Raw genomic sequence first — 11,052 nt, 5'->3', positions numbered from 1 at the left:
AAAGATGCCAAGCAGACGTGCACAGAAAACAGCAATTCAAGAACGAAATCTAAATCCTGTGCTTGACTTGGAAATGTCCATATAGGACATTTCTATTTGGTTATTAGGTAGGACATTTCTACTTTGGAATAACAATAGCATATTAAATAAAAGCCATCCTGTAGATGGCTCTTATTCCTTTAATGACCACTTAAATCACTTCAAACTCAATACGACGGTTCTTTTTACGACCCTCAGCTGTTGAGTTGTCTGCCACAGGTTTGTTGGCGCCTAAACCTTCCACACTCAAACTATCTGCAGGAATATTTTTGCCAATCAAATAATCTTTTACCGCCTGTGCACGCTCTTTACTTAAGATCAGGTTTTTATTGGCATCACCAGAGCTATCAGTATGGCCAATAATTTTCACCTGCTTGCCACCAACCTTATTTAAGGCAATCGCCATCTCATCAAGAATTTTTGTCCCAGATGCGGCTAAAACCGCACTGCCAGATTCAAATTCAATAATCCGGTTTTTCAAGGCATCATCAATAATTTTCTGTTCGGCCTGATTTACAGATAACTGTGCATTAAAACGATATGGCGCCTGTACCAAGCCCTGAAAAGCATTTGTGGTTGGCTGGATATCATTTTGATTGGACATTTTTCCATTTAAATCAATTTGCGTACCGCGTACCGACAATTGACCCTGCTTCACTTTTTTTAGGTCTGGCGTGATCATTCGTGTGACCGATTCGCTCCAGCCATTGGGTGCAGCAACCGATTTAACCTGAATTTTATCAATTACTTGGTCCACACCATACACACTGTGCATTTTAGTCAGGATGGCCTGTTTGCTGGCTTCATTCGGGACCACGCCTTCAACTACAATCGGCTGTGCACATACCCAGCTACTAACACTGAACAAGAGTACAGACAGCCATTGTTTTTTATATGTATTTAATTGATTTTTAATCATTTTATCCATCTATAAAAGTCTGTCTAAAGAGTTTGATTCCCTGGCTTAAGCTAAGCTGGCGTTCACATAAAGCCTGTTCCAACGCCGCCAAACCTGCATTTTGCTCCAGATACGGATCAATCCAGCTGGCATTGACCAATGAGACCCAATGTGAACTGTCCAGGTTTTGGGTGAAAATTTCGCTTAAAGCCTGAATATCTGCGCCATGAAAGCCAAAAATCAGCAAGGGTTTGTCATAATGCAGTAAACCGACCAGCAATTCTGTGTTCTGATTGGCGACAAAACGGCTAATCAGACTGACCCAAAATGCTGCAATTTCATAGCAATAGGCATGATTATTAATCGGCAAAATCAGCACTTTATTTAATTTACTGGTGCCTTGATGGATCACCGGTTGCAGCAATAATCCCAGTCCAATCATGCTTTGTGCCAGCTCATAGGTGCTGATTTTCATCAACTGGGCAAAAGAATGTGTCGTATGATGTTCATAAAATGCTGCACTTTCATGCACATCAAACACCTGAATCTGGTTATTCAGTTTGGCCAGCTTGTCCAGCAAAATCTCAGGATCACGAATCGACTTGAGCACCCGGTTTTTCTGAAACAGATCAATCAGGGTCTGTTTATAGCGATACGGTGCGTACAGCAAATGCTCCAGGGGGACATCTACATCTAACAGATGGCTCAGTACCATCGGAAACTGTCGTCCCGAACTGTCTTCGCTGGCAATTAAGTTGGCCACCAGAAATTTATATTCCTGCGGATTGGCAATGAAAAAATCCAGTGATGGCAACTGCGTATAGCGGCTTTGAAACTCTGGAGATTGCATCGCTTTTTCCAGCGCCTCAGTAATCCACTGATCCAGTACCTGAATCAGTGAAGATTGGCCTTTGGTTTTCAAAAAATCGCCTCGGGCCGGACATTTACCATAATAAAATGGCAGGGTTTTCAGCTCATTCATCCCTGCTCTCCCACTCGCCTGTTCTGGCTGATCATGGCTGTACTCCTTCAATTCCTTTTAAAGGCGATGTGCTATTGGTGCGTGCAGTGGCAGGTGTCGGTGCTGTTTGCGCAGCCACGACACGTACCGATTTATTGGTAACCACCTGATCAACCAGCTGTAAACCCGCATAGCCACGGCTTGAGCCAATAGTACCCGAGTTGCCGCTAATCAGTCGGAAGTTCAGTTTCACCGCAATATTCGGGTCCTGCTTGCTTTTCCAGACCATTTCAAAGCTGCCGCCTTGCTGGGTACGCTGAGCCGTGTCAATCAGACGGTTAATGCCGTACTCACCCGGTTCATCAAAGACGGTATGGGTTTTACCTTCTAAATCCACCGCTGTAATACGCGCACCCGGAATCGCACCCGGATTTGGCCAGACGAAATTCACCCATTGCTGAATGCCATTTTCATAAACCATACGCTGCCCATCAATATCAATGGTATAGGCCAGTAATTGCGGATTCTGTAATGGATAGAACTGGAAGTTGGACTGATTCACCGGTGCTTGCGCCGCGGTTTGAGACAATTCACCTGTCGCCATGCCATTGCTAGGCGCGACATAGCTCTGGAAATTCATCACAAATTGCGGGTTCAGGCTGATACCTAAATCTTTCCAGGTTTTTGAGGTTAAGGTATAGCCACGACGGATCACCAGCGGATCTAAATGCTCTTTCACAAAACGGGCGATACTGCCATTTTCACCAAAAATCTGGCTAATTTCATTGCTGGTCGCTTGTAAGGTCGCAGAGGAATTAAATGGATATTTTTTGCTTAAATTGGCGTTAAATGGCTGATAAGCCTGCATGGTCCAGAGTTTATTGATCTCATCCTGCGCCGGAATTAACAGGCTTTCAAATGAATGCGTTAATGGACTGATCAACAGTTTTTGTAATAGCTGCTGGTCACGTTCATTTAAGCCCACCGTCATCTTCTCATCGACCAGTTTCTGGGTACTGTTAAACACCGAACTTTGATCATTGATGGTCTGTTTCACCAAGGTCATGGCCGATGGACCAATATCGCCCGCACTTTTCAGGTCATTGAACTTGCTGCGCACCTGAGCAATCGCTTGCATATACTCATCCAGTAAAGACTTGTTCTGCTGGTCATCACGCTTACGTACCAGCTGATAGAACATCTGGAATTCTTTGGAAATTGGTCCTTGTGCTCTGGCTACGGCCTGTTCCGCCATTTTCGCTTCATCGCGGTTCAACACTTTACGTTTAAACCAGGCAATAAAACCTTTTTGCGGTGCGGCTAGTTCTGCCTGAACCACCGGATTATCCCACGAGGTTTCCTGTGCAATCCGGGTAATCATCTGACGGATTGGTGAATTTTCCGGTTCACCCAGTTTTTCAATATTCTGCGCAGACTGTTTAAATTCCTTGCCTTTGGCATAGTGCACACCAGCCAGGAATTTACGCCATTCTGCAATATATTCCTGCTTGTACAGATCGGTCAGCTGTTTACGGATCTGATCCGGGCTGCCGCTAAAGGTCAGGTCATCGGACTGGGTACTGTTTAACACCCAGTCTTTAGAATCTGTTGGCCGGTTGGAGACTTCATCAATGGCGGTTTCGACATATTCTGCCCAGGCTTTCTGGGTAAATACACCCGGTAAGGCATAACTGCCCAGCACCACCGCCTGATTATTCTCACCGACCATCTGTTTGACGGTTAAGGCCGGGAAACGTACCGCTGCACGCATTTTAATTTCGTTATAGACCCGATCACGTGCCGGCATACCACGTACCACAGACAATAACACCTGACGTGACTGATCAACCACCAAGGTATCCGCTTCCAGATTCGGGAATTTGGCATCATTGGCCAGGGTCATGGCATAAGATAAAATCTGCTCGGCATCTTTCAGCATTTGGCCGCGCGCCAAATTCCCCCGGTTGGCATCTAACCACGGACGCCAGAAACGCGTGACCTGATCACTTAAATGACCAGCTTCACGATATTCCGGATTGCTCATCATCAAGTAGGCTTTCAGTGCATTGTACGCATCTTGCGGATTACTGTCCGATGGCTCCAGATATTTCTGCTGATTGGCCACCTGCTTGATTTCCACATTGGCATGATTGGCCTTCAGGGTTTCTTCATTGGCTTTTACCCGTTGCAGATACTGTGCCATGTTTTGCTGTGCCGGCTGCAGCACAATCTGCTGCACGCCTTGCAAATATTCAGTCTTCAGCTTTTCACGCAGCTCATTGCCCTGGTATAAACCAAAGCCAAATTTTAATGGACGATCTTCAGCAAAACTGTCCAGCTGTGACATACGGTTTTGCAGAATCAGCAAGGCTTCAAGCTGTCCGGCCAGTTCGGTGCCAGAGCGCTGCTCAATCTGCACCACTTTATTCAGGTCTTGCTGCACCTCGGCAATTAACTGCTGGTTATTGCGATACGACCAGACCCACAGTCCCAGAATAATCGACACACCAAACAATGCGGCAATAAAGCCAACATAACGCTGGCGTTTACGCAGTGGATTAATATGCTGTTTGACCAGATTCTTGTCTTTCAGAATCACATCGGAAAACAGCCCTTTCAGGAAGTAACCATGGTTTTGTGAAACCGAACGGGTCGGCACACCATGTTCACTGTTGGGAATCTTGGTCAGTAAAAAGTCCTGTGCAATCTGCTCGGTCATCGGGCTTTCAATGGTGCCTTCCTGTAAGGCACTGGTGAAATAGAAGCCACGGAATACCGGTTTAAACTGGTACGGATTATCTTCAAACAAGGTACCAATAAAGGTTTTCAGCGCTGGCTTTAAGCTCTTGAACTCCAGCGGGAAAGTCATGACACTTGGAGAAATATTCTGTGAATGGCGGCGGCTTAAATGGGTAGTACTTACGCCTTTTAAACCGTCATATAAAATGCCGTAATGCTTTTCAAACAGCTCGACCGCATTTTGAGAAGATTCCGCATCATAGGGCAAGGTTGCACCCCAGACCTGATCAAACTCATTCACTTCATAACATTCAAAGAATTCGGTAAAGCCGGCAATCAGGTCCATTTTAGAAAACACCAGATACACCGGAGGATAAATTTCCAGACGCTCGGTTAAATCCTGAATCCGGGCACGTAAATTCTTGGCCAGTTTAATTGATTTTTCCGGACTCTGGCTGACCAGCTCGGCAATGCTGACAATTACAATCAGGCCATTAATTGGCGCTTGAGAACGGTTTTTCTTCAGCAAACCTAAAAAACCGAGCCATTCAGAATGATCTTCGGAATAGACCGAATAACGCCCGGCTGTATCCAGCAATACCCCTTCGGTGGAAAAGAACCAGTCACAGTTACGGGTACCGCTTAAACCGGCAGACACCATTTTCTGATGACTTTCTTCAAAGGGAAATTTCAGACCGGAGTTATAAATCGCCGAACTTTTTCCGGCGGCCGGGTTACCAATCACCATATACCACGGCAATTCATATAAGGCCGCATTGCCCTTTTTATCGCCCAGTTTAGACTTGCGGATCAGCTGAATCGATTCTTTCATTTGTTGTTGAATCAGCTGTAATTCTTCTTTGTCTTTCTGCTTGCCGTATTCAGCTTCGGTGTCTTTACTGATGGCTTCGGCCAGCTCTTCGCCCTGCTTTTCATGACGATAACGCTGGATCAAGGCATAAATCCCGTATCCGACCACACCCAGAATATACACTGCCATCAGCGCCCAGAATAGATTGCGCGGAATGGTGTTATAAGATGCTATGAGTGCCACAAAAATAGACAGTGCAATAATCGCTTTCGGATTAGTCACATACTGCCAGACATAGCCTAAAATGGTATAAAACATACTGTTCTCGTTGTTCTAAAATTCGCGCGATACTGCAACATCAGCCCTGTGGGGTTTCATGGGAAACCGGCATAAAAAGTACGTGGGTGGCCGGATGTTCGGTACTGTAAATCATGGAAATAATTCCCTCTGGAAGATGCATGCCCAACATGAAAGAAAACACTTTCGATAAGTGTTGGGTATGACCAATACTTTGTTTTGTATATAAAAAATGATGAGTTTCGATTTGAGACTCAGCAAAACTCTGTTCAATCTGCTTCACGACTTTAATCTGGGTCGGATCATCTGGCATCAGCACAAAAGGCTGTTCCTGATCGAATTGCGCCAGTTCTGTCATCTGATGCTGCTGCAGGTAATGGGCAATATTTTTTTCATTCAACACCAGCTGCAGCATTTTGAATGGTTCTAACTGGTTAATCTGCACCGCGGTGGAGGCCACAATACAGCTAGAGACAAATTCAGCCGGTAAATAATGGTCGGTCAGCCAGGTTTTTTCATCAATCACGTCCTGATCAATTTCAGAATCGACCAGCACAATTAGTGATACGTCTTCGGTTTGTGCTGCGGTCTGTTCCAGCAGTTCAAACCAGTCCTGATAGGCATTTTTACTGCCCCAGTAATGATGCTCGATATGAATCTGCTCCGGAATCACCTGAAAATCCTGGATAAACTCCATGATCATCTGCTGGCTGTCCATTTCATTCCACAAATGCAGCAAATCTTCTGCCAGCACCACATGAATATTAATCCGGTTTAAACGCATAACAGGTTGCACCGGCTCAGGTTCAAGGCTGTCATCTTCCTGATGGTTGGGATCACTCCAGCCCGGATGCATACGGTACTGATAGGCCAGCTCGCTGTCATAGAACAGTGCCGACTGTTTTAAATGTTCGGCAATTTGCATCAGTACATCGCTGTGCTGAACCAGCTGCTGCTGGACCAGCCGGCGCATACGTAAACTGCGCTGGCTGTCAACGCTATATTCATCTGCATCGTCGTCCAGCTCAATTTCATCATCCAGGTCTTTAATCCGATAGGACAGAATTGGCAAGCCGTAGGCATTTAACAGCTGATGATCCAGCTCCGGACTAGTGAAATTTTTTAATTCTTCGACAATCTGTTCATTTTCACCAAAAGCATGCTGGCTATAACCACTGTACAGGTTCAGCGCCACCGTTCTGAGCGGCTCCGCTTTTTCTTCAGGAGTCTGCTGCTGGGCAAGTGCTGCCTGCTCCTGCTGCTGTTTTTGTTCTTCCTGTCGTTTTTTATAATGCTGGACTGCGCTATAAATGATGAAAGGTGACGTCAGCAGCAGCGTAATCGCCAAAGGTAAAAATACAAAAAATGCCAGCATATCTGCCGTATCGGGATCATGCTGAATATCGCGCCAGTAAAAGATAATGGCGGTGCTGACCAGAATAAAAATACTGACAAAAGTGCCAATGATCCACTTGATCATCTTTGATCCCCCAACAGCGGATAACAGCTATCACGATTATCTGCCCGTGCCTGTGGCATTAAAAAAGCCCCTTGCCCTAGCCCCGCATGATGACTGGAGTTCAGACACAAAGGCTGAATGTCTTCTTTGCTCAGCACCAAACGCAAGTCAACCATTAGAGTCGGACTGCACCAGGTCTGTAAGAGTTTTTTCAGTTTAGTGCTGGCTCGCTGTCCCGGTAAAAATTCCTGATATTGCTGCCGGTTTAAAGGTCCGACTTCAATTTCAATCTTGCCATCAATCTGGCGGATGGTTTCCCCACAAAAGGTATTTACTCCAAGCAAGGCCGGATTGCTGCCGCCTAAACAGGTTTTATGCGCATCATCCAGTTTGAATTTTTCTTCAATAAATTCATGTACAGTAAAATCGGTTTTGAAAATACAGTTCAGCACGGTTTTTAAGGCATGTGCGGTGTTGTTCTGGCCCTGCATCAGGCCTGAAAATTCTGCAAAATAATGATCCATCTCATCCTGTTCATGTTGTGAACGGATGTAACCATTGAGCGCATGCAGAATATCCAGATAATGATTGTCGTGTTCGACCTCATAACGTACCGGCAAGTTATAAGCCAAGCTGGCTTCAATATGTTGGCCGGTCAGTTTGTTATTAAACAAACTGAGGAACTGCACGGTTTCTTCACGCTGGATACGTGGACTCTGGCGGATGCGCTGGGTATAGGTATACGGTAAGGCCCCCTGAATGCCGGTGAGTCCCACCATTAAATTGGTCAGCTGAATCTGATCATCTTCAACCGCCAACGTTTCAATTTCTGCCGCCGGAAAATTCAGATTGAGCGAGGTCTGAAACTGAAAGCCCTTTTTCCAGTCGGTCTGTACGGCCTGTTCAGGTGCATGACGCAGCAGCCGCGTGGCCTGAATAAACTCATACGCCGTCGGCTGTTCAACCAGATCTGCAATTACAGAAGTTTCTTGCCACCAACGTTCTGCACGCATTGGTATAACTCCTGTAAGCTGTTGGCATCGCGCACCACCACATCCACAAAGCTGTTCATCTGAACTTTTAAGTTAAAGATATGACTGAGCAAGGTACTGAAAATATAAAGGCTATGGCCACGAAATACCTGTGGATCAATATCCAGATGCACTTTCAGACCACGGACAAATAAAGGAAAGGGTTTAGCTTCGACCATTTTCTGGGTTAACGAAAACTCGACCGCTTTAATTGAGTCAATAATTAAATGATTTTCTTTAGATTTTGGTAGGTTATAAAGTTCAAGCAGCTCTTTGATATGACTGATCGCATCACCTTTCATCAAAGACAAGGTGTTTAAGGATAAATGCGAGATCACCCGCCATTGTTCCATTTTATTCTGCTCAAAATAATACGGCTTATTCGGACGCTTCAGTACCAGAGCGCGCCGTGCCAGACTGCTGTCATTCAGATTTAAAATATTATTGGCTTGGCTTAAAGCCTCATGTGGCAAGTCACGGTTTGAGCAAAGCAGTTTGGCGCTGATAAAATCCGACTTGGTGTGCTGCGGTTGTAATTGCTTTGACAATACACTGTAGCCCGTTTCCACAAAACGGTTATGCAGCTGCTTGGCATTTAGGGCGTAATAAAACTGAATATCTTCATGCCGATAATGACTCATGGCAAAAAATGGATAAACCGGAAAAACCACCTGATCCTGATTGGTTTTTTCCCGGATCATGTTCATTTCCTGAATGCTATACATCTGATAAAACTCAGGATGATGCGCATCGGTCACCAGTGGATATTCCAGCTGCTTGTGATCAATTTTTTGCGGTTCGGCCTGCTTCTCAAACAGGTTCACCACCGGTGTGGCAAATAATTTAAAGTTAGCCACGTTCAGTTCGGAATAATTGCGAATCACCATCTGATCATTCAGGTTCAGTTTCAGATGAATCAGCAATTCAAACTGGCTCTGATCTTCGAAATAATGCAGAAAATCCAGATTCAGACTCAGGAAATTAAACTTTTCCGGAAAGCAGAAATATTCCAGCAATAACCGGTAGGCATGATGGGTATGCTCATCTAGCGGCAGTACACTCTCCTGCTCATGCATGCCCATCAGCTGAAACGGATTAGCAATCTGAATTTGGCGCTGGCCAATTTTTAATGAAAATCCGGTACTGGGACTGAAAATACCATCGAGTACCTGAAGCGGAAAATTGGAAATCGCATCAAGATAAATTGGCAACTGCTGTTGTTGCAGCAATGTGTGTGCCTGATTAAAAATTTCAAAACCCAGACTTAAGGTTGCATTCTGGTTCAAGTGCATATGCGCACTCGGATTGCTCTTGAATTCCAGCTTGTTGAGCTGAATTGGCAATAAATTCACAGTGTGTGTGCTGGAAAACTCGCACTGAACGCCTTTGAAACTTCTGGATTTTAACGCCGTGCCTTTGGGAATTATATGTGCTTCGGTCAGCTGTTTAATTTTATTGAGATCTTCAAAGCTGACCACAGAACAGGCCGGAAATGGCTTTAGGTACTGTGGAAACATGACCTCAAACAAGGCGCGGGTAAAAATGTCGTAGCTGTCTGCCAGTTTTTTATCAATACGCGCGGCTATTAGTGAAAATGCCTGAATTAAACGCTCGATATGCGGGTCATCAATCTGTTCCTGATTTAAAGACAGACGCTGCGCGATTTTAGGATATTTCTGGGAAAATTCACGAGATTGCTGGCCGAATTCTTGCAGCTGTTTTTCGTAATAAGGTAACAAGTCTTCAATCACAGGAATCCCACTTATGCACGTGCCGAAATAACATATTGTTGTGTTGTTGGTTTTAATAAAGCATCAAAAATCACAGGTTCATATAAGGGATGAATATTGATATAGGCCTGAATACTCAAGCACAAAGCCCCCATATCCTGTTCATCTAATAACATTTCAACTTTAATCTGTCTTAAACGCGGTTCATGTGCCGCGATGGATTGTGCAATAGACTGGCAGATTTTATCGCGGTCACTTGGATTAGCGGTCGATAAGCCGACAAAATCAATAATCCCAAACTGCATAATGGACTTTTTAACCAGTGGAAAATCATCAATCTGTTCATGCAAAGATGCCATGCGGCTATTGAGCAGGTCTTCCAGATCTGCAGCAACAGATTCGCGAAGTTCCTGTAATGACAACCCCTTTAAATGATAATCTTCTGTAGTTAAAAGCCGGTCAAATAATGTAGTTCTAAAACCGTACGGATAAAGCTGGTCTAAATTCATGTATTACTAATTAAGTATAAAATCAGGTAGAGGCTGGCATAGCGCCAGCCTCCCGTGGTCATACAAATTAAGCAGCGTAAGATGCTGTGTTATTTGAAAGTGACCATTTTTTAGTAACTGCACCTTTTTGGGTACCGTTAATATCTTGCTGGTTATAAGTCCACTCGACTGCGGCATATTTCAAACCGAATGATTCAGTTGGAACACCTTCTTCATTCACAGTTGGCGTTACGCTTGAAACCAGTACATGTTTCAGTTTGATTTGCAGGTACTTGATACGCTTGTCACCGTTAGCACGATAGAAATCGATCTGTACTTCATCGAAGGTATAACCCGCAGAACATGCTTCCCAAAGTTTTGGACTGGTTGCATCCAAATCTTTAACAAAAACCATGTCTGAGTGTTCCACACGCTCAGCAGTATGACCACCTACACTTGAAGAAGTTGCTGATTTAGGCTGACGGATATTGTGCGCCCAAGAATTTACTTCTAGCCAATCTTTGTGCTCTGCGTCACGCGATTCGCCATCAACTTTATACTTCCCTCGAAACTGTACGTAGATATCTTTCATTTTATAA

8 protein-coding genes are annotated in these 11,052 nt (G+C 44.7%); all 8 read right to left on the bottom strand.

What is annotated here, in order from left to right:
* Positions 1-190: 190 nt before the first annotated feature.
* Positions 191-958 carry an OmpA family protein gene (locus FTT64_RS01750; RefSeq protein WP_168384105.1) on the bottom strand — a complete coding sequence of 256 codons (768 nt, stop codon included), beginning with the start codon at positions 956-958 and terminating at the stop codon, positions 191-193.
* Position 959: 1 nt separating this feature from the next.
* Positions 960-1,919 carry a type VI secretion system-associated protein TagF gene (gene tagF / locus FTT64_RS01745; protein WP_075167762.1) on the bottom strand — a complete coding sequence of 320 codons (960 nt, stop codon included), beginning with the start codon at positions 1,917-1,919 and terminating at the stop codon, positions 960-962.
* Between the two features lie 31 nt (positions 1,920-1,950).
* Positions 1,951-5,766, bottom strand: coding sequence for a type VI secretion system membrane subunit TssM (tssM, locus tag FTT64_RS01740; RefSeq protein ID WP_180181985.1), 3,816 nt, complete (start codon positions 5,764-5,766; stop codon positions 1,951-1,953).
* Between the two features lie 40 nt (positions 5,767-5,806).
* A complete protein-coding gene (locus FTT64_RS01735; RefSeq protein ID WP_180103385.1) occupies positions 5,807-7,225 on the bottom strand; it encodes a hypothetical protein in 1,419 nt (472 codons plus the stop codon).
* A complete protein-coding gene (tssG, locus tag FTT64_RS01730) occupies positions 7,222-8,217 on the bottom strand; it encodes a type VI secretion system baseplate subunit TssG (RefSeq protein WP_180061537.1) in 996 nt (331 codons plus the stop codon). Before tssG ends, FTT64_RS01735 begins: the two co-directional genes overlap by 4 nt.
* Positions 8,181-9,986, bottom strand: coding sequence for a type VI secretion system baseplate subunit TssF (tssF, locus tag FTT64_RS01725; protein ID WP_180061538.1), 1,806 nt, complete (start codon positions 9,984-9,986; stop codon positions 8,181-8,183). The genes tssG and tssF overlap by 37 nt, the downstream gene beginning before the upstream one ends.
* An 11-nt stretch (positions 9,987-9,997) precedes the next feature.
* Positions 9,998-10,474, bottom strand: coding sequence for a type VI secretion system baseplate subunit TssE (gene tssE, locus FTT64_RS01720; RefSeq protein ID WP_045795669.1), 477 nt, complete (start codon positions 10,472-10,474; stop codon positions 9,998-10,000).
* A 67-nt stretch (positions 10,475-10,541) separates the two neighbouring features.
* Positions 10,542-11,045: a type VI secretion system tube protein Hcp gene (locus FTT64_RS01715; protein ID WP_005177807.1), complete on the bottom strand. Its 504-nt coding sequence runs from the start codon at positions 11,043-11,045 to the stop codon at positions 10,542-10,544.
* Positions 11,046-11,052 lie beyond the last annotated feature (7 nt).

Source organism: Acinetobacter sp. Q186-3 (genome assembly GCF_013420655.1).
Classification (GTDB): domain Bacteria; phylum Pseudomonadota; class Gammaproteobacteria; order Pseudomonadales; family Moraxellaceae; genus Acinetobacter; species Acinetobacter indicus.
This window is presented reverse-complemented; position numbering and strand designations above follow the sequence as displayed.

What these genes read in the sequence shown, in the direction of transcription:
- tssE (WP_045795669.1), bottom strand. Translation starts at nt 10,474, where the DNA reads ATGAATTTAGACCAGCTTTATCCGTACGGTTTTAGAACTACATTATTT.
- tssM (WP_180181985.1), bottom strand. Translation starts at nt 5,766, where the DNA reads ATGTTTTATACCATTTTAGGCTATGTCTGGCAGTATGTGACTAATCCG.
- FTT64_RS01735 (WP_180103385.1), bottom strand. Translation starts at nt 7,225, where the DNA reads ATGATCAAGTGGATCATTGGCACTTTTGTCAGTATTTTTATTCTGGTC.
- FTT64_RS01750 (WP_168384105.1), bottom strand. Translation starts at nt 958, where the DNA reads ATGATTAAAAATCAATTAAATACATATAAAAAACAATGGCTGTCTGTA.
- FTT64_RS01715 (WP_005177807.1), bottom strand. Translation starts at nt 11,045, where the DNA reads ATGAAAGATATCTACGTACAGTTTCGAGGGAAGTATAAAGTTGATGGC.
- tssG (WP_180061537.1), bottom strand. Translation starts at nt 8,217, where the DNA reads ATGCGTGCAGAACGTTGGTGGCAAGAAACTTCTGTAATTGCAGATCTG.
- tagF (WP_075167762.1), bottom strand. Translation starts at nt 1,919, where the DNA reads ATGAATGAGCTGAAAACCCTGCCATTTTATTATGGTAAATGTCCGGCC.